The organism is Bradyrhizobium sp. P5_C12, assembly GCF_054049735.1.
This window is the reverse complement of the sequence record NZ_JBFULU010000021.1, coordinates 1-17,829: the sequence shown is the minus strand read 5'-3', so window position 1 is coordinate 17,829 and position 17,829 is coordinate 1. Positions and strand designations below refer to the sequence as shown.

15 protein-coding genes and 2 pseudogenes are annotated in these 17,829 nt (G+C 61.0%); 9 read left to right on the top strand and 8 right to left on the bottom strand.

The window, feature by feature from the left end; translation table 11 throughout:
• Positions 1–159 precede the first annotated feature (159 nt).
• Positions 160–3,618 carry a patatin-like protein gene (locus ACXJMY_RS19750; protein ID WP_456621013.1) on the top strand — a complete coding sequence of 1,153 codons (3,459 nt, stop codon included), beginning with the start codon at positions 160–162 and terminating at the stop codon, positions 3,616–3,618.
• A gap of 69 nt (positions 3,619–3,687) precedes the next feature.
• On the opposite strand, the gene ACXJMY_RS19745 is transcribed toward ACXJMY_RS19750, so the two are convergent.
• Positions 3,688–4,056 (bottom strand): antibiotic biosynthesis monooxygenase family protein, encoded by a 369-nt coding sequence (locus ACXJMY_RS19745; RefSeq protein ID WP_456621012.1) that lies wholly within the window; start codon positions 4,054–4,056, stop codon positions 3,688–3,690.
• Positions 4,057–4,153: 97 nt separating this feature from the next.
• On the opposite strand from ACXJMY_RS19745, the gene ACXJMY_RS19740 reads away from it, so the two are divergent.
• Both ACXJMY_RS19740 and ACXJMY_RS19735 read left to right on the top strand, forming a co-directional pair.
• Complete coding sequence (locus ACXJMY_RS19740) at positions 4,154–4,630, top strand: MarR family winged helix-turn-helix transcriptional regulator (RefSeq protein WP_456621011.1); 477 nt, start codon at positions 4,154–4,156, stop codon at positions 4,628–4,630.
• Positions 4,631–4,707: 77 nt separating this feature from the next.
• Positions 4,708–4,823, top strand: a pseudogene (locus ACXJMY_RS19735) (family 1 glycosylhydrolase); the annotation flags it as partial.
• 46 nt (positions 4,824–4,869) lie between these two features.
• Here the strand turns inward: ACXJMY_RS19735 and ACXJMY_RS19730 are convergent.
• The 5 genes and pseudogenes from ACXJMY_RS19730 to ACXJMY_RS19710 form a co-directional block, all read right to left on the bottom strand.
• Complete coding sequence (locus ACXJMY_RS19730) at positions 4,870–6,639, bottom strand: S8 family serine peptidase (protein WP_456621010.1); 1,770 nt, start codon at positions 6,637–6,639, stop codon at positions 4,870–4,872.
• 19 nt (positions 6,640–6,658) lie between these two features.
• Positions 6,659–7,117, bottom strand: a complete 459-nt coding sequence (locus ACXJMY_RS19725; protein WP_456621009.1) for a hypothetical protein — start codon at positions 7,115–7,117, stop codon at positions 6,659–6,661.
• A gap of 80 nt (positions 7,118–7,197) precedes the next feature.
• A complete protein-coding gene (locus ACXJMY_RS19720; RefSeq protein WP_456621008.1) occupies positions 7,198–7,995 on the bottom strand; it encodes a hypothetical protein in 798 nt (265 codons plus the stop codon).
• Between the two features lie 531 nt (positions 7,996–8,526).
• Positions 8,527–8,785, bottom strand: a pseudogene (locus tag ACXJMY_RS19715) (IS5/IS1182 family transposase); the annotation flags it as partial.
• A 113-nt stretch (positions 8,786–8,898) separates the two neighbouring features.
• On the bottom strand, positions 8,899–9,276 hold the full coding sequence (locus tag ACXJMY_RS19710) for a response regulator transcription factor (protein WP_456621007.1): 378 nt from the start codon (positions 9,274–9,276) through the stop codon (positions 8,899–8,901).
• A gap of 455 nt (positions 9,277–9,731) precedes the next feature.
• Between ACXJMY_RS19710 and ACXJMY_RS19705 the strand changes: the two genes are divergently transcribed.
• From ACXJMY_RS19705 to ACXJMY_RS19685, 5 genes are all read left to right on the top strand, one after another.
• Positions 9,732–11,003 carry a two-component system sensor histidine kinase NtrB gene (locus ACXJMY_RS19705; protein WP_456621006.1) on the top strand — a complete coding sequence of 424 codons (1,272 nt, stop codon included), beginning with the start codon at positions 9,732–9,734 and terminating at the stop codon, positions 11,001–11,003.
• Positions 11,004–11,036: 33 nt separating this feature from the next.
• On the top strand, positions 11,037–12,125 hold the full coding sequence (locus ACXJMY_RS19700; protein ID WP_456621005.1) for an ABC transporter ATP-binding protein: 1,089 nt from the start codon (positions 11,037–11,039) through the stop codon (positions 12,123–12,125).
• An 80-nt stretch (positions 12,126–12,205) separates the two neighbouring features.
• On the top strand, positions 12,206–13,384 hold the full coding sequence (locus ACXJMY_RS19695) for an ABC transporter substrate-binding protein (RefSeq protein ID WP_456621004.1): 1,179 nt from the start codon (positions 12,206–12,208) through the stop codon (positions 13,382–13,384).
• Positions 13,384–14,283 (top strand): ABC transporter permease, encoded by a 900-nt coding sequence (locus tag ACXJMY_RS19690; protein ID WP_456621003.1) that lies wholly within the window; start codon positions 13,384–13,386, stop codon positions 14,281–14,283. Before ACXJMY_RS19695 ends, ACXJMY_RS19690 begins: the two co-directional genes overlap by 1 nt.
• Positions 14,280–15,122 (top strand): ABC transporter permease, encoded by an 843-nt coding sequence (locus ACXJMY_RS19685; RefSeq protein WP_456621002.1) that lies wholly within the window; start codon positions 14,280–14,282, stop codon positions 15,120–15,122. Before ACXJMY_RS19690 ends, ACXJMY_RS19685 begins: the two co-directional genes overlap by 4 nt.
• A 293-nt stretch (positions 15,123–15,415) precedes the next feature.
• On the opposite strand, the gene ACXJMY_RS19680 is transcribed toward ACXJMY_RS19685, so the two are convergent.
• Together ACXJMY_RS19680 and opgC are read right to left on the bottom strand one after the other, a co-directional pair.
• Positions 15,416–15,601 carry a hypothetical protein gene (locus tag ACXJMY_RS19680; protein WP_456621001.1) on the bottom strand — a complete coding sequence of 62 codons (186 nt, stop codon included), beginning with the start codon at positions 15,599–15,601 and terminating at the stop codon, positions 15,416–15,418.
• Positions 15,602–15,704: 103 nt separating this feature from the next.
• On the bottom strand, positions 15,705–17,078 hold the full coding sequence (gene opgC, locus ACXJMY_RS19675) for an OpgC domain-containing protein (protein WP_456621000.1): 1,374 nt from the start codon (positions 17,076–17,078) through the stop codon (positions 15,705–15,707).
• A 482-nt stretch (positions 17,079–17,560) separates the two neighbouring features.
• Between opgC and ACXJMY_RS19670 the strand changes: the two genes are divergently transcribed.
• On the top strand, positions 17,561–17,829 hold a 269-nt coding region (locus ACXJMY_RS19670; RefSeq protein ID WP_456620999.1), incomplete at its 3' end, for a response regulator.

The window sequence follows — 17,829 nt, the reverse complement described above, 5'->3', positions numbered from 1 at the left end:
CCCTTGGGGGCGTGATTTTGACGGATACCGGCGCGATTTCAGCAGCGCCGGTGGAAAGACCCCCTGAGCATCGGCGTGCAGACGCGTTGCGCGAGCCATTCCCGGCGGGTGGCCCGGAGGATCCTGCGCGCGCGTCACTCTGAGGACGGGGGGCGAGGAATGACTGATATTGCTGCGACCGGCGGACCGGAGACCCGGCAGGACAATCTCTATGCGCGCGAGATGCGCCTGGGCGTCGTCATGTACGGCGGTGTCTCGCTCGCAATCTACATCAACGGCGTCACCAACGAATTATACGAAATGGCCTGCGCCACGCCGAAGGTCGGCGGGCATGGGATCACCGGCCGCACGCGCGACGTCTACCGCAAGGCGTCCTGGTTGATGCGCGACCAGCGCCTGCGCGAACGCTATGTTGCATATTTGAACAATCCGAAAGCGATCGACCCGTTCAGGGATCCGGGGACCCTGAGACTGGTGGGGCGTACGCGGTTCGTGGTCGACACGATTGCGGGGACGTCGGCCGGCGGCATCAACGGCCTGTTCCTCGCCAAGGCGCTCGCCAACGAACAACCATTTGCTCCCCTGAAAAAGCTGTGGATTGAGGAGGGCGATATCGGCAAGCTGCTCAACGACAGCGCGTCCTATCAGCAGCTGGAATACGCCAGGACCAATGGTCCGCCGCAGTCCTTGCTCAACAGCGATCGCATGTATCTCAAGCTGTGCGACGCATTCCTCAAGATGAAGACGACCGCCGCGCCGTCCGCTCAAGACGGGTCGTCGTTGGCCGATGAGATCGACCTCTTCATCACGACGACCGATATTCGCGGAGCCGTGGTGCCGCTGCGCTTGTTCGACAAGGTCGTCTATGAGAGGCGGTACAAGCAAGTCTATCACTTCCGTTACGACGCAGCTAATGGCCACAACGATCTCTCCGACGACAACGTGCCCTTTCTCGCATTCGCCGCGCGTTGCACGTCGTCGTTTCCATTTGCGTTTGAGCCGATGTCCCTGGTTGATGCCGAGCGCTTGTGGGGCTTGCGTCCGGGAGCTCAGGTGGTCGTCTTCGACGAATGGAAGCGGTTTTTCACCGGACTTTCGACCGATGATCTGACCAAAGGCTATTGGCGCACGCGCGCCTTCGGCGACGGCGGTTATCTCGACAACAAGCCCTTCAGTTACGTCGTCGAATCGTTGTCGTTGCGCATCGGCAGCTTGCCGATGGAGCGTAAGCTCATCTATGTCGAGCCTTCGCCGCTTCATCCCGAAACGGAGCGCAATGTTTTCGAGGCCAAGCCCAACGCCGTCGAAAACGCCTTTGATGCTCTCCTCTCGATTCCGACGGACGAGACGATCAGGGAAGACCTCGAAGCGGTATTGGCCCGCAACCGGCGTATCGAACGCGTCGACCGGATCGTTCGTCAGGTCGAAAAGGAGATCGAGGAGCGCAGTGATGATCCCTTCGCGCGCATCGTGCTCGAGAACGGCACGGTGCCTAAATGGCGATCGCGCGACATGCGCGACATGGTCAATTACTACGGCGCGGCATTCCTGCCGTATCGCCAGCTCCGTGTCATGACGGTGACCGACGGCATCGCAGATCGGCTGGCTGCGTGGTGGGGTATCGACGAGCAATCCGATCGCTTGTACGCGTTGAGAGCAATGGCGCGCGTATGGCGCGACGCGCATTACTTCGAGAACAAGGCCGACCCGAGGGCCGCGGATCAGGCCGAGTCCACAAATGCGTTTCTCGAAGACTACGATATGAAATACTATCTGCGGCGCGCCGCCTTTATCTTGCGCAAGGTGCATCAGCTTCTGGCTCTGGCGATGAAGCTCGGGCTGCCCGAAGCGGAGCGGGACTACTCCGATATCGAGCTGCATCTTCGCAAGCGCTGGGAAGCCGCCGGCTCACTGCCGATCGACTCGATGGACTCGCGGCATCTCGTCAGTGCGCTGACCTGCCTTGCGGAGGGTCTCGGTGGTACGATCCGGGAAATCCGGCAGGCGGTGTCGCTAAAGGCTCCGCCGGAGAGGGTCCCGCCGAGGAATCGCAAGGCCCTCGATCAGGTCCTTCTGCTGCTTCTCAGCGACAAGGCTGACGAGTGGCCTTCAGAGTTGAAGACGGAGGACGGCCAGACGGTCCGCGTTTCGTGGGACCTGCCGCTTCCGAGCCCGTCGCGCACGCTTCAGGAAAATGTCTACGCGAGAGCGCAGATACTCTATCAGTACGCGCTGGGAGCCAGTGTCACGGACCTCCAGGCGGCACTGGAGAGGGACATTGCCGCGATCCAGTCGGCCTACGGGCGCGTCATACGGCGATCATCCGACACGGGACCGACGGTCCACGCACTGTTGGGAGCGCCGGACTTGGTCGTCTCGGAACAAGGCGGGGCACCAAAGGTCGACATCGCCGTTTTCTCCGTCGACCTGCCCGGCTACGCAGCCTGCCTGAACACGCCTGAAGGCATGGTGCTGCGCCGCTTTCTCGCCGGGTACTACATGCGTTTCGACGAATACGACCAGGTGAGCTTCCCGCTTTACTATGACACGGGTACCGGGGAGCCTTCGACGGTCGAGGTGATCCGCATCAGCCCCGAGGATGCCGGTAGCCTGATCGATGAATTGGACGACCAGGGCGAGACCGGTCAATCGCGACGGAAGCTCGCAGGGACGGCGCTTTACAACTTCGGCGCCTTTCTCGACGAACGATGGCGCCGCAACGACATCATGTGGGGCCGGTTGGACGGTTGCGAGCGGCTGCTCGACACCATGTTCCCGGCTCCCGACGACAAGACAATCAAGGACATTCTCCTCCAGGAGGCGCAACGCACGATCGTGCGCGAGGAGATGCAGCCTGACGGATACGAGAAGCTGCTCAACGACTTTGCCAGAGCACTGCGCGCTCGCCCCGACGCGTCCCTTGGCGCGACGTTCGACGAATTCTGGTCGAAGCTTCCGCTGGCTGCTGCAGGTCAGCGCCGCGTGCAGATCGCCCAGGCGCTGAAAGCTGTGCTCGGCGATGCCAGCATGGTCGACTACGTGCGGAAATATTACGAGGTCAACCGCGACCTCGAAACCAAGGCGACGCTCGATATCGCTGCGCGCGGGCTGACGATCACCGGCCGGGTGCTGGAGGATATCGAGAAGCACAATCAATCGCAGTGGAGCAGGATGATCTGGCTCACCCGCAGCGGCCGCGCGCTCCAGGTCTTGCTGACGGTCTCGACGCCGGGCAGCCTGGGCCAGGTCGTCTCGCGCCACTGGCTGGGATTGTTGTACGTCTTCGAAGCCTTGATCATCGGTGGCTCGTTGCTGTTTTCGGCGCCGGGCGCTCGCAACTTCGGCTTCGCAGCCCTCGGCGTGACTGCGGCATTTCATCTCGCAAGCTTGATTACCGAAGATCTCCTCGGGCGAAGATTCCGCTGGCTCCAAAGGACCGCTCTGGGACTTGCCGCCCTGGTTTTGTTGCTGGCGTTCCTCGGCGCCATGACGGCGGTCAATGGCGGTCTGCAAGGGATCAAGTGCCAGGGCGGCCACAACGCGTTCGGCCGGGCCTTCGACCTATTGTGTCAGCCGAGCAACAGCGGTGACGGCCACGCGCCGCGGCCGGGCGGATGAGCGGAGCTTCACGTCTCAGATCGACCGGGACTGGTCATCGTGCCGGCCGAAAGACGGAAGCGGGCGCGCTCAGGCCACGCAGATGCCGGGCACGCCGACTTTCTGGAAGAGATGCGGGGACGCCACCGCCGAAGCCGGATAGACCGCGATCTTTGCCCTGAACTCCGGATGGGTGAACGCGGCGCGGAAATCGGCGGTCGATTCCCAGACGGCGTAATTCAGGTATGTCGGGCTTTCGCCGATCGCGCGGTGAAGCTGGGTCGAGATGAAGCCTGGCTGCCCCTTCATGAAGTCCGCGTCGTCCTGCCAGGCCCGGAGGAACGTCTGCTCGTCGGCCTTGGCAAGCGTGAAGACGTTCACGAGCACGACGGGGGAAGCGTCGACGGCGAGCTGACGTTCGATTGGGAATGCAGGGTCCATTGGCTGCAAGCGCGCCATTTTTGAGCTCCGTTCGAGTTGGTGGTATGATGTCATTACGACATCATCAATACTAAAATATTGACATGATCATGTCAATAATGATCTATGGTGACATATGAAAGATAGCGAGCGGACGCCGGCCGGAACCGCCTTGACCACCCTCATTCTCGACCTCTTCGGCCTCAACAACCGCCTGCTCGCGGCGGGCGACAGGCTGGTCGCCAAGCTTGGCCTGACGAGTGCCCGCTGGCAGGTCCTCGGCACCATCGTCACGGCGGCCCGGCCGCAGCCGGTCGCGTGGCTTGCGCGGGACATGGGAGCGAACCGGCAAAACGTGCAGCGGATCGTCAACGATCTGGAAAAGGAGGGGCTGGTCGCCTTTGAGCCCAATCCGCATCACCGGCGGGCCCAACTCGTCGTTCTGACCAACAAGGGGAAGCAGACGTTCGAGACGGCCATGCGCCTGCAGGCGCCTTGGATCAACCAACTCTCGGAAGGACTTCGGGTCAAGGATATCGAAGCCACGCGGGCCGTCATGTCGGCGCTGCGCAGCAAGCTGCAAGGAGATGGAGATGCTGACGAGCAGGCCTGATCGCGACCGCGCGGTCGCAGTCATGCCGGAGCAGCCCTCCAGCACCGGTTCGTTCGCGGCGATGGGCGCCTTCGGCGGATGACGGCACCACAGGTGACCGCGCCAACGAGCACTATCACCCTACAAGGAGGATATCGCGCTCATCCGCGACCTCGGCTGCAAGGCCTGCCGCTTCTCGGTCGCCTGGCCGCGGGCCCTTATGCAGGCGACGTTTTAGGACGGCCGGTCCCGATTATCCCCTAAGGTCCTTCTGCTAGACCCGCGAGCGCCATAGCTGCTCTGAGTTCATGCACTGTCGCTGTTCCCCCGCCGGCAGCCTGGAACGCGAGAGGGGCCGGATTCAGCGGAAGCCGCGTCACGTTGGCCGGGCCGCGCGGCGGCTCGAATATCATCGCCTGGCTTGCGCCGAATGGCGTCCGATCGAGCTGCCGAATGGCGCTGCGCATCTCGCGCAATCCGGCATTCAGAGGCATGGCGAAGGGCCGCTGATCGGTCCGGACGCCGAGTGCGCGGGCTGCATCCGGCAACCCCGCCCCGGTCTGCCATGGATGGCCGATGGGCTGCGCAGTATCCTTCAGAATTTGGAACAGCCGTTCGACCCGGTGGACATCCTTTGCGGCGAAGCTGCCCTTGAAGTCGGCGTGGTCGGCGAGGATCAAGGCTGCAAGCGCGGCGACGTAAGCCGCTGCAAGCGAGGTGCCGTCGCAGACCGCGTAGCCGTCCGGCGACTGGCAGGCAATGACCGCAACACCGGGCGCGCACAGGTCGAGTTCGGACCCGCGGCAGGAAAACGGCGGTACAAACAACCCGCCCGCCGCCGCAGTGGCGGCTGCGGCCTGCGCCGCCTGCGGACTGTCTTCCGGGAAGCTTCCCATCTGTCCGACCGCACCGACCGCTACGACATGCGGAGAACAGGCCGGAAACAGTATGCCCTCTCCGGAGTTGCCGGCGGCAGCGATGATGCTGACGCCTTGCTGCTTGGCCATGGCAATGTGCTGCTCAACCAGCACGGAGCCGCGCTCGCAACCGACTCCGATGCACGCCACGTCGATGCCGTTTTGCAGGCAATCATCGAGCGCCGCGATCAGGTCGCTGCAACGGGCATCTGGGGGAAGCTTGCAAACATGCAGCTCGCTGTCCGGGGCGTAGCCGCGGATGCCGTGATCTGCCTGCGCTGCCGCATTGATGATGCCTGCGCAAGGCGTACCGTGGCCAGTGACGTCCTTTGACCATAAGCGATCGTCGCCACCTCTAGCATCGATACCGTGCTTGATGTCAGCCAATTGCTTGTGGCTGGTCGCCACGCCGCTGTCGATGAGCGCGATCTTGACGTCAGCTCCACGGCAATGGTCGGGAATCTGATCGAAGCGCATCGCTTCGCCGCCCCAATCCGGCCGGTCAGGTAGTGGCAACGGTTTCAGGGTGAGGGTGTTCACCGCATCGGCCTCGATATAGGGCTGCTGTTGCCACAAGCCCCAATGGCCGGAGCGTGCGCTGACGAAAATGGCGGCGATTGTTTCCGGCACTTCGTCCCGCAGCGTCAGATCGACGTTGCCATCACGGTCCGTCCGTCCTTGAACTGACGCTTGCTCGCCGACGAGCTGCACAGTTGCGTGTTCCACAGGCGCACCTGTTTCGCTGAGGACCCGGATCGTCACCGTCAAGTCCGGCCCGAGTGCGGTCATCGCCGCCGGGATGAAAGACGAGGCTGGACCGGCAAAGGATGCTGCTCGCAGATGGCTGTCCGGCTCGATGATGAGGCTACCTCCCGTGGAACGGCGCAAGACCTCGGCGGCTTCGTCAGGCATGCGCACGATCGCAATTGGCGGGCCGCTGACGCCACGCTGGTCGTGGGTCCACAGGATGTTGCCGAACCGGTTCAGTTGTTCGGCCAGCGTTTGAGCGCTGATGCCGGCGCCTGCTGGCGCGATCATGTATTGAGTGGTGCGCACTTGCTTGCGTCGATTGTCGCTCGAGGTCGGTCGCGCATCATCTGGACTTGTTGCCATGACGTGGCCTCCGTTGATTTCAGTGGATGGAAGATTGCGTGCGATCGATCGAAGCCTGTCGCGGTAACGGAAGGCGGGGATCGGCTGCGCGGGCGGCTTCGATCGCGCGATAGGCGAAATAGATCAGGTTGAAGGCCTGCGCAAAATCCCGCTCGGTAAACTTGTTGGCTGCCTGGGTGACGATCGCGACGCAGTTTTCGAGGCCCGCATGCTGTGCCGCGTTGGCCTCGAGATAGGCGGAGAGCGAACGCAGTGATTCCGCGATCATGTCTCCGATCATGTTTTCCGCAGCCTGATGATCGAGCACCGGGTTCGGCATCGGGAAGTTGCCGGGCATGGTTCGGAACGGCTGCTCGAACGTGTGCGACTGCAGGCGCAAGAGCAGCGGCATCAAATTGCCGAGCAGGCCCACGAGCTGCTGAATGTCCGGGGAGTGGCGCTGTGACGCGGATGCGGCGGAGGGATTGGAATCCGACATGAGGGTTCTCCTTGGGAGGAAGCATGCGCAACGGCAGGCGCGACCGCCGCTTTTGGCGGCGGTCGCGCCTTACCGCGCGGTCAGATCATCCGCTGCTGGCCGTAGGCCTGAAGGTTGCCGATGACCTGGGGTATGACGCCGATCAGCTGGCGGGTGATGTCAGCGACGTCTTGCTGCGTCAGTTGTCGCTGCTGGCCAAAGCCCGTCTGACCGCCGAACGCCGCCTGGAACTGCGGCGCGCCGAACTGCGTACCCCACATCTGCGCCGGCTGAGCCTGCGTGGGATAGCCGGGACCGAATTGACCGAGGCCTCCGAATTGACCCTGACCCGGACCGCCGTGCATGGCCGAATGCTGCATTTGGGGCTGGCTTTGCAGCATTCCCATGATCTGCGGCACGATGGGCAGGATCTGCCGCACCACCTCGCTCACGTCTTGCGGACTTAGCTGCCGCGGCGCCTGGCCGTAAGCCGCATAGCCCATTCCTGCGAATGGAGTCTGAGCTTGCGCGAGAATTTGAGGCAGCGCCGGTACCAATTGCCGAACGACCTCATTCACGTCCTGCGGCGAAAGCTGGCGCTGTTGTCCGCCCCAGGTCTGCTGACCCGGCTGCTGACCCGGCTGCTGACCCCAGCCCGTTTGCCCGCCCCAGCCGGGGCCATATCCAAACGCGCCAAAGGTCGGCTGACCGCCGAACTGTCCGTATTGCTGTCCATAGGCAGCCTGGCCCAATCCAGGACCGCCTCCTCCATACTGTTGGCCGCCTTGCTGTTGGCCGCCTTGCGAACCGAATGCTCCCGATCCCCATTGTTGCGGACCGGACTGGCCGAACGGCGAACCATGCGCGAGGTTCTGTTGCAGGGTGTCATAATAGGTCATCGCTCGATCTCCGATGGTGGTGCCCTCAGCCCAAAATCCTGCCGAGAATCCTGCAAAGGCCGGTCGCATGCGCGACCCCTTCGCTGGCAATAGTGGTCTGTCACGCCGGTGCGACGGCGTTGGAGCTTCAAGTTCAAATGCTTGGCACGGAAGTCTAGGCCGCAAGCAATGTCGCCCGCCTGGGAGGCGCGAGTTGCGTCCCCTCAAGGTGACAAGCCAACGGTGAGATGTTTTAGAGCGGCAAGATCATTGCCGTCGAAAAAGGTGGGAGCGGATTTTCCTCGCTGGCACGATGGCCAGCCATTTATCATTTATGTCTTACGTCCGCTCGAACGCTTGGCAATTACGCTGGTTTCTCCCCAGTGCTGCAATGAGCAGAGACGCGGAAAACGTACTCACGTCGAAATAGTTTCGCGAAAGCGCGGCGATATTTTGGCGGCAATCAAACTCCGCAAAATTTCAAGCCGCGCGGATTTTCGTCAGCACTCTTTGCCTGGTCAGCGAGCCTTCCGATGTGCATCCGTGTCAACTTCAGCGAATGCTAGGGCGTGGACTCACTAGCGCGCAACGGATTGATGCGAGTTTGGCGAACACCAGATGGTTGGCCGCGAATTTGTCATATCGGATCGCGACACGCCGACACTGCTTGATCTTATTGAAGGCGCTCGACCAAGTTGCGCGCGCGATAGAGATACGGACTAGAGCGGATCGGGTCTTTGCGATTTCGTTTCGGTGGGATATTCGCCCATGCGCCTTGCTGACGGGCAAGCTCCCTGATCCAGTCCGCATCTAGCCGCGGTTGCGGGTCAAGCGCTGACTGATTATTGCTGCAATTCATGTGAAATTGCGCAAGCTTGCTGAGCGCGCCACTCGGCTCGCCTGAAACGCCCGCGAGAAATGCGCTCAACTGTTGGACCGCTTGAGGGCGCGATCGACACATTGAATGAGGGTCTTTCCGTCGAAAGGCTTCGTGAGAAAGCCGATGGCCCCACCCGCGATCGCCCGCTCCTGGATTCGAAGATCCGGAAAAGCGGTAATAAAGATGACAGGCGTTCGACGATGTGTGGACGCCAATCGGCTCTGCAACTCGAGACCGCCGATGCCCGGCATTTGAACATCAGAAATGACGCAGCACGTTTCGCCGAGTTCCGGCGACTGCAGAAACTCCTCAGCGGACGCAAAACCCCGGGCAGCGAATCCGAATGCCCTAATGAGGTTTGCCGTCGAGACGCGAATGGATTCATCGTCATCGACAATCGCAATGAGAGATTTTTTTGCCATTGCTGGGTGATTTTAGAACACTGGTGGTGTTTGCACAAGGCTGGGGACTCGACGATGCCAGAGCTGCCGCAAAGCAAAGCACTGGCCTATCAGGATTTGCTATCGGCGCCTCGCACCCGCCCAACACCCTCGCACCGCGGACCAGCGGTTGTGGATCGATCGGCTTTGCACGTTTGGGGCACGCGGTTGCAGAAATTCATTCTTCCCAAACGGCCTCGCGACCTTATTTTCAGCCACTGCACAACCAATCACACAGGCTCGCAAGCCGGATGAGTGTTGGTACGAGCCTACCATCAGCAAAACCTCCGTGCCGATCCGTACGCGAGATTGAATGCCAGCCAAAATCGTAGTAGCGTCGGTGTCTTCCTGCATCAGCGTCATCGTGGCGGCCGCAAAGTGGACGCGGATGGCTGCTTCGATATGAGGTCGTACAACCGGTTGGCCCGAGCATCCCAATGTCGCAACCGGAATTTGAAGCGCACTACGCCGCACTGAAGCGCGAGATTGATGCTCTTGAGGCAGACCTCGCGGAGCCAAAAGCACGCAAGCATTTTGCAGACGTGAGGCAGCGGATCGAAACGCTCTACGAGGCGTTGCGAGAGAACCATCTGCTCCTGCACACCGTCCTCGAAAACAGCGCCGCGAGTATTTACGCCAAGCGCAAAGATGGTCGCTACACCTTCCTCAATCGAGGCATGGAGATGCTGTGCAACGTGACTCGGGAGCAGTGCCTCGGCAGAACAGACTTTGATGTGTTTCCCATGGAAATCGCCCAGCAGTATCGAAGCAATGACGTCGCCGCCATGATGACGGGCAAGCTGTCGGAATCCGAGGAAATGTCGAAGACGCCTGCAGGTGACCGGTTGCTCCTGTCCAAGAAGGTGCCGCTGATTTCCGACGCCGGCGAAGTCCAGGGAATTTGCGGCATCTCGACCGACATAACGGACCTGCGACGGACCGAACGCGCCCTGCGCGAGGCGGTTGAGACGCTGCAGCGCGAACGAGACAACAAACTGCTGAATGTCGAGGCGGCCACAGCGTCCATCGCCCACGAAGTACGCCAACCCCTGACGGCCATTGCGACAAACGGCGATGCGGCAATGAGCTTTCTTGAAATGACGCCGCCCGATCTTGACGAGTTGCGGGCGATTCTGACTCGGATCATCACCGACTGCCATCACGCGAGCGAGGTCTTCGAGAGCATCAGTGCCCTGTTTAAGAAGGTCGATCACAGCCGAGGACCGGTCGATGTCAACGAGATTGCACGTGGCGTGCTGCAATCGCTTCACGGACAGTTGAGGGATCACGGCGTCGCGACCGAAACCGAACTTGCATCCGATCTGCCGCTGGTCGACGGGCATCAGGGTCAGTTGCGACAGGTGGTCTTCAACCTGGTCCACAATGCGATCGATGCCATGGCCACCACAACGGATAAAACACGCCTGCTGCGGGTGAGCACACAGCCTCGGGATCGCAACACAATCGTGGTGGCAGTTGAGGATTCAGGACCTGGGATTGATCCTGGACGTTTGAACAACATATTTGATGCATTCGTCACGACCAAAGCGAATGGAATGGGATTGGGCCTCGCGATCTGCCGCATGATCGTTCAGCGTCACGGCGGTCAACTTTCGGCATCGTCAGACGGCAAGGCCGGCGCGCGCGTCCAATTCGTTCTGCCGGTCGGATTGGTGGATACTGCACACGCGCGCAACGTTAGCCATTGACTGTTTCGGTTTTCTGGCGAACGAGTAGGCTGGATGAGTTCGCCTGCCGCCATAGCGCTCGATCGTGTAGCCAAGGTCTACGACAAACCTGTCGTGTCCGACATTTCGTTGGAGGTGCCGGAGGGAAGCTTCGTCACGGTGCTGGGGCCTTCCGGCTCTGGCAAGAGTACGATATTGCAAATGATCGGTGGCTTCCTGCAGCCGACCGCAGGACGTATTCTCTTCGCCGGTACGGACATGACGGCGCTTCCGCCCAACAAGCGGCCATGCAACACGATCTTTCAGGACCTCGGCCTGTTTCCGCACATGACTGTTGCCGAGAACGTCGCCTATGGTCTCAAGGTGCGTGGCGTCGACCCGGCCACGCGGCGCAAGTGCACGGCGGAGATGCTCGCTATCGTTGCCCTTGAAGGCTACGAGAGGCGCCGCATACACCAGCTTTCCGGAGGCCAGCGCCAACGCGTGGCGCTTGCCCGAGCGCTGGTGCTCGACCCTGCTGTTCTTCTGCTCGACGAGCCATTGACGGGGCTCGATGAGCGATTGCGCCAGCAACTGCGCGGCGAGATCAGTCGTCTGCACCGACGGCTCGGCGCGACCATCCTTGCCGTCACTCACAATCAGGATGAGGCTCTGTCTCTAAGCGATCGAATCATCGTTTTGCGAGCGGGCCGCATCGAACAGATCGGTACGCCGCGCGAAGTCTTCGAACGACCGGCCAATGCCTTCGTCGCGCGGTTCGTTGGGTTCGACGCAATATTGAAGCCGGAGCGCGTCGATTCCGGCATTGCCGACTGGCACGCGCGCGTCGCTGGACGAGATATCCGCTGTGAACCGCCCATCAGCCGTGACCCGGCGAACGATTATGTGCTGGTCCTCCGACCCGAGCGGATCAGGATCGCACGCCCGGAAGAACGAAGTGATCTTGGGCCGCTCACGGTCATTTCCACCGCCTACAAGGGCCGCGACGTCGAGGTTGAGAGCCGCTTGGTTGACGGTCAAGCGTTCAAGTTTCTCATCTCCGCAGATCCGGGTGTCGCGGTACCCGCATCAGGCAGCAGCATCGAGATTGTGTGGGAACCCATGAAGCCGCTGTTGCTACCGGACGCGCTGGTCGAGCCCTGATATCCGCCCAGCGCCGCCTCTGCGAAGGCGCCTGAATTATGATATGCATCAAGTCGGGAGGCTCCTGAGGAGCTTGGACAATGGCGCACAGCATCGGGAATGGCTCTCCACCGGGCGTATTCTCCCAGTTAACACGCCGCCAGCTTGTTCAGAACAGTGTTCTTGGCGCTGGCGCGCTGGCAGTCGGAAGTTTCGGCCTGCCGCGCGCCGCCCGAGCGTTAGATGAGATCAATTTTTGGGCAACCGGCACGCTCGATATCGGCGACGACGGCTGGAGAACCTTTGCCAACGACAGCGGTGTCAAAGTCGAATTCACCGATAACGGCAATGACCCGGGGCCGGTCGTTGCCAAGCTGGCGGCTGGCAACGCAAACGACATTTATGATGTCGCAGGGCTCCAGGGAGGCAGCGAAAAGGAACTCGCGAGACGCGGCCTGATTGCGCCCTGGGACATTTCGCAGATCCCGAATTATGCGAGCGTGTGGCCGTGGGCGAAGGACATTCCCTACCTGACCCACGATGACAAGGCCTACGGAATTCCGACCGTCATCAATGCCGATTCCATCATCGCCATAAGAGACAAGGCTGGCAGCGTCGACAGCTATGGCGCCATCTTTGATCCGAAGCTGAAGGGCAAGACCGCCATGGAAGACGCCTGGATCAACAGCGTGATCTTTACCGCCATTTATCTGAAGAACTCCGAGAATGCGAAGATTGCCGAGCCTGGTAACCTGACCGCTGACGAGCTCGGGCTGGTCATGGAATTCCTGATCAAGCACAAGCGGGACCGCCAGTTCCGCACGTTCTGGAACGGTTGGGAACAGGGTCTCCAGCTCTTGGCCAACCAGGAGGTCTGGGTGATGACCGGCTGGGAACCCATTGTTTATGCCGCGCGGATGCGGGGTGTCGATTGCTATTATGCCGTGCCGAAGGAAGGCTACGAGGGATGGGCTAACAATACCGTCCTGCTGAAGAGCGCGGTGGTCCGCGGGCGTACAAAGGCGGCCCATCAGTTGGTCAATGCCCTTTTCTCGGGATTCTACGGCTGCAAGCTCGGCCTGCTGCGCGGTTACGTCGTACCCACCGACAACAACGTCGCCTACGCGAACGCTCATGCGAATGCCTTCGATCCGGCGGGCGTCCGGAAACTGGCCGAGCATGTGAAGCAAAAGTTTGCCGGCAAGATCTATTGGCAAAACACCCGGCCGGACAATTTCCAGCTCTACGAAACATGGTGGCAGAGATTGAGGAACGCGTAGTGCCTCACGAACCGGGGCTCGGCGAAAGCGTGGGCGCCCGCTGGTGGCCGGCGGGCTTCCTTCTCGCGCTCCCGTCGCTCGCGGTCTTTGTTGGGGTGGGCTTCATTCCACTGGCACTGATCGCGATGTGGAGTTTCTGGAGCTTCGATCCTGATACCTACTGGATCAAGCCCGCCTGGTCGTTCTCGTCATATGCGGTCCTCCTCGACAGCGGACGAGCAACCGTCTTTCTGCGCACGGCGGGCCTCGCCGCACTGACCGCTACGGCCTCCACGCTGCTCGCAGTTCCGGCCGCGGCGGTCGTCGGTCTGTTGAGCGGACCTCGCCGGGCTGCGCTCCTCCTCGCACTGTTCACCATTCCATTCTTCACGAGCGGCCTGGTGCGCGCCTTTGCATGGCGCCTCGTGCTTGGTCGGCAGGGCGTCATCAACAACGCGCTAATGAGCCTAGGAATTGTGGAGACCCCGGTCGAATGGCTTTTGTTCTCCGATTTTGCGGTCCTCCTGGGGATGGTCGCCGCCTATCTGCCATTCGCGATAATTCCCATCGTGCTGGCATTCGCGCGGATCGAACATTCAGTGATTCGCGCAAGCCAGGACCTTGGTGCAGGCTTCTGGACCGTGCTCGCAACCATCGTCTTACCGCTCATCCTGCCAGGAATCGTGGCGGGCTTTCTGTTCGTATTCGTCGTCGCCGTTGGCACGTCGATGGAGATCCAGCTTCTTGGAGGGGCTGGTGCTTCTTCCATTTCCATCATGATCAACGATGTACTGAGAGTGGTGAATTTCCCCCTCGCTTTCGCCATCGCTACGGTTGTCGTCACTCTGCTCACCGTCCTCATCATCATCGCAAATCGCGCGCTCAGGCTGTCGCGCCTGTTCGAAAGCCTCGGCATATGAGCTTCGATGCAATCGTCACGGGACGCACCAGCGGCGGCCGGCTTTTGTTCACCACTATCACGGCGCTGAGCCTAGCAATCATGTATGCGCCGGTACTGTACTTGCTGCTTGCATCGCTGAACCCGGACGCGCAGCTTGGACTCGTTCCGCCGAGCCGCTATAGCCTCAAATGGTATTTTGCGCTTCTCGACGATGGCCGCCTCGCCGGCGCTCTCAAGGAAAGCGCGCTGGTCGGGCTCGCAACAGCCGCACTGGCGACGCCGATCGGTCTGTCTGCTGCGCTCGCCTACCGGACGATGACGCGCCTGCGCGGCGTATTCCTCCTCGTCATTCTCTCGGCCATGTTCGTCCCGGGTACGATTGAGGGCCTCGGTCTGTCGGCGACTCTGAGAGTTGTCGGTCTCGCCCCATCTTGGGTCACCATAGCAATCGGACATCTTCTGTGGACGCTGCCGTTCGCCACTGTGGTCTCGCTCATCGGCCTGTCGGCGGTCAGGCCCAGCACCATCGCGGCGGCCCGCGACCTCGGCGCCGGGCCGATACGGGCCTTCGTCGACATAACCCTGCCGCTTATGCGCACCAATCTCATCTCAAGCTTCGTCTTTGCATTTCTCCTTTCACTGAACGAGCAGGCGCGCGCCTACTACCTGGCCGGTCGCCAGAACACGCTTCCGCTTTATATGTTCGGCGCGATGAATTCGGGTGCCTCGCCGACAATCTACGCATTTTCGGGCGCGATCATCGTCGTCTCGGTCGCAGTCGTCGCCCTGGTCTTTGCCGGCCTAGTGGGGCAGCAGAGCCGAAGGCCGCGACAAGCGTCAGGCAAAACCAGCTATTGAGGCTGCAATAGGCAGTTGTCATTCTGCCCATTAAACGGCCAACTCGCACCGCGCCAAAGTTGCGTTCTCACGATCGGTGCGGCCACGGACGGGATCGTTGGTTCGAGGAATTCCTGACCAGGATGGCATATCATTTTCATCCGCCGAAGTTTCCAATCGAGCGCCAGACCGCGCAGCTGTTGGAGGTGGCCGAGCGTATCGGCAGCCCGACTCAAATGAGTAACGGAGCCCTCGCAGAGGGTGTCCTCTGATTTCAGCTTACATTCGCAGCACGGCGTCCGGTTTTTGATGTCCTAGGACAGCTTGCGCAGGCCAGTGGAAACGGTCTCGTGTGCACCCACCGGGGTGCAGGTCGTGAATACGAGCGCAAACCGGCTGCACTGCCAGTCCGCGCCCAGCGCGGCGCTGGTGGGTGATGTCAGGTTGACCGACAGAAATGCCGCTACGCAGGCAAATATCACGTACACCGCGATCAGCATCGCTCTCTTGTGGGTCCTTGGCTGAGAAATCATGGCCTTGGCTCCTGTACGATGGCCGGAAGATCAAAGGGCAGGCTCCACAGTCCTTGTGAGTCCTTGCGATCTAATCCACGTCCTGACCCACACTTTTCGCTGGTGGCCCGAAGGCGTGCGCCATTGCTGGCACTGGATCCGCGCCGCAGCCGGACTCGCGCACCGGGGCAAACAGCATCTTTAGTAGATCAACCTCGTCGGCACAGGCGAGCAACGCGGGCGGAATGTCAACGCCGAGCGACCTCGCTGTCATGGGATTGATGACAGGCTCAAACCTGGTTGGCCGCTCGACGGCCTTCGCGTGCGGCTGCTGCCTGGGCTTGATCGTGATCAAATTCAGCAGCGTCGCCACCACGATCATCACCAGGACGCCACCAACACTGAGCGCGACCTGCATCGTCAGCCCCGCCGAGATGTCGAGCAGCGCCAGGTGGCTGACCAGCGTCAGCAGAACGCCAAGGCAGTAGATCGGCAGCGAATTCTGGCCACAGAGAATGGCGCCACGCATCACCGGCGTCGTCAGCCCTCGCCAATCGCGAGGCACGAGCCATGCGGCCAACACTGCAAGGGCCAGAAAATGCAGCAGCCGCAATGGAGCGAGATTCGATTTGTCCATCGGGTAAAACAGCGTCACGAGTGACTGCGGGACCAACGCTTCCGGCGGTTTGACGCTCCAGCTCAATGCGATGATGAGGCTGATCAGCAGATAGAGAACCGCAGGAACAAGCACGGTGCGTGAGGTCAGCCACGGTCGAAATCTCTCGCCCTCGATGATCCACCACGCGCCAAGCACAAGCGGCAGCTGCCAGGCCAGCGGATTGAAGAACCAGTGGCCGTTCGGCCATGCCGGGATGGTCCAGCCGAAGACGTGCACCAGTGTGTAAAGCAGCAGCGATGCGCCCAGCGTTGCGTTCGGCGCTCGCAGCAGCAGCCACAGCAGCGGCGCGAACAAGAGGTGATAAAGCACGAAGAGCGGCAAGATGTCGGTATTCACTGGGCGGTATTGCAGCGTCGCCGCGTGCGCGAGCGTCACGCCCGGCTGATCCAACAGAATGCGCGTATTGCTCTTGTCGGCAAGAGGGCCGCCGCCTGCGAGGTGAACCACGATGGCGCAGGCGAGGGTGAGAAGTAGAAATGCGACATAAATATCCCAACTTCGCCACAGCGTCCGGCCGATCACGCCGGTCCAGCCCCCGCTCTGCCGTGCCTTGCCGTAGGACAGCGCGCAGGTCAAACCCGAAAGAAACATGAATACTTCCGCGGCATCGCTGAAGCCGTAGTTGCGCAGCGTCAGCCAACTCCCGATGTTGTTGGGGACATGGTCAAGGAAGATCCACCAGAGCGCGATGCCGCGGCAGGCATCAATGCGCAGATCGCGGCCGTAGCCGCTCAGCTCCGGCAGGGCGCCCGCGAAGGGCTTCGGGGTGGCAGTTCGATCAAGCATCTGGTTCCCCGTCCGGCGTCCGCGCACGTTTCAAGAGGGACCGAAACTGACGAAAATATCAGCCGCGCCGAACCCGGCCGCAAATTACGGCGACGCCTGGTAGAACCTCCTGGCGCGCGAGGCTGTCAGTTGACGATTATCGTTCAACGGCACAGCGCGTAAATCAGCCGGAGGTCCTCACGGAGGGGTTCCTAGGTCCTATGATCAAAGTACCTAAAGATATCCGCAGTCTGAATCCCGCGACTCTGGTGGCCGCACTCGCCTTTTTTGGCATCCCGTGAGCTGATTACAATTACAACATACAACGGCATTCAACTTCTATCTTGGGTGCCTCACCGTGGGCCGCCGGTTGGACCAGCGATGAAGAATGGACGGCTTCGGGGCCAGTCTTCCCGCCAGCCTCTTCCTCGCCAAAGACCCAATGGCGGGTGTATGATTTCTTGAATTGGATCTCCGTGCCATGGGATGACGGAGAGCTTTTCATGAAAGTCCTTATTGTCGACGATCATGCATTGATACGCGAGGCGTTGTGCGCCGTCCTGAGACAGCTGAAGCGAGAAGCCGTCATATTTGAAGCTTCGAGCAGCCGTCAGGCAGTGGACATAGTCGAGGAACATCCCGACATCAGCCTCATCCTGCTCGATATCAATTTGCCTGACAGAGACGGCTTCTCTGTCCTCCGCGAACTACGAGACAGCTATCCGACCATTGCTATCATCATTCTTTCGTCCTCGAATGATCAAGACACGGT

Coding starts and splice junctions, on each gene's coding strand:
- ACXJMY_RS19750 (WP_456621013.1), top strand. CDS start 160: ATGACTGATATTGCTGCGACCGGCGGACCGGAGACCCGGCAGGACAAT.
- ACXJMY_RS19745 (WP_456621012.1), bottom strand. CDS start 4,056: ATGGCGCGCTTGCAGCCAATGGACCCTGCATTCCCAATCGAACGTCAG.
- ACXJMY_RS19740 (WP_456621011.1), top strand. CDS start 4,154: ATGAAAGATAGCGAGCGGACGCCGGCCGGAACCGCCTTGACCACCCTC.
- ACXJMY_RS19730 (WP_456621010.1), bottom strand. CDS start 6,639: ATGGCAACAAGTCCAGATGATGCGCGACCGACCTCGAGCGACAATCGA.
- ACXJMY_RS19725 (WP_456621009.1), bottom strand. CDS start 7,117: ATGTCGGATTCCAATCCCTCCGCCGCATCCGCGTCACAGCGCCACTCC.
- ACXJMY_RS19720 (WP_456621008.1), bottom strand. CDS start 7,995: ATGACCTATTATGACACCCTGCAACAGAACCTCGCGCATGGTTCGCCG.
- ACXJMY_RS19710 (WP_456621007.1), bottom strand. CDS start 9,276: ATGGCAAAAAAATCTCTCATTGCGATTGTCGATGACGATGAATCCATT.
- ACXJMY_RS19705 (WP_456621006.1), top strand. CDS start 9,732: ATGTCGCAACCGGAATTTGAAGCGCACTACGCCGCACTGAAGCGCGAG.
- ACXJMY_RS19700 (WP_456621005.1), top strand. CDS start 11,037: ATGAGTTCGCCTGCCGCCATAGCGCTCGATCGTGTAGCCAAGGTCTAC.
- ACXJMY_RS19695 (WP_456621004.1), top strand. CDS start 12,206: ATGGCGCACAGCATCGGGAATGGCTCTCCACCGGGCGTATTCTCCCAG.
- ACXJMY_RS19685 (WP_456621002.1), top strand. CDS start 14,280: ATGAGCTTCGATGCAATCGTCACGGGACGCACCAGCGGCGGCCGGCTT.
- ACXJMY_RS19680 (WP_456621001.1), bottom strand. CDS start 15,601: ATGCTGATCGCGGTGTACGTGATATTTGCCTGCGTAGCGGCATTTCTG.
- opgC (WP_456621000.1), bottom strand. CDS start 17,078: ATGCTTGATCGAACTGCCACCCCGAAGCCCTTCGCGGGCGCCCTGCCG.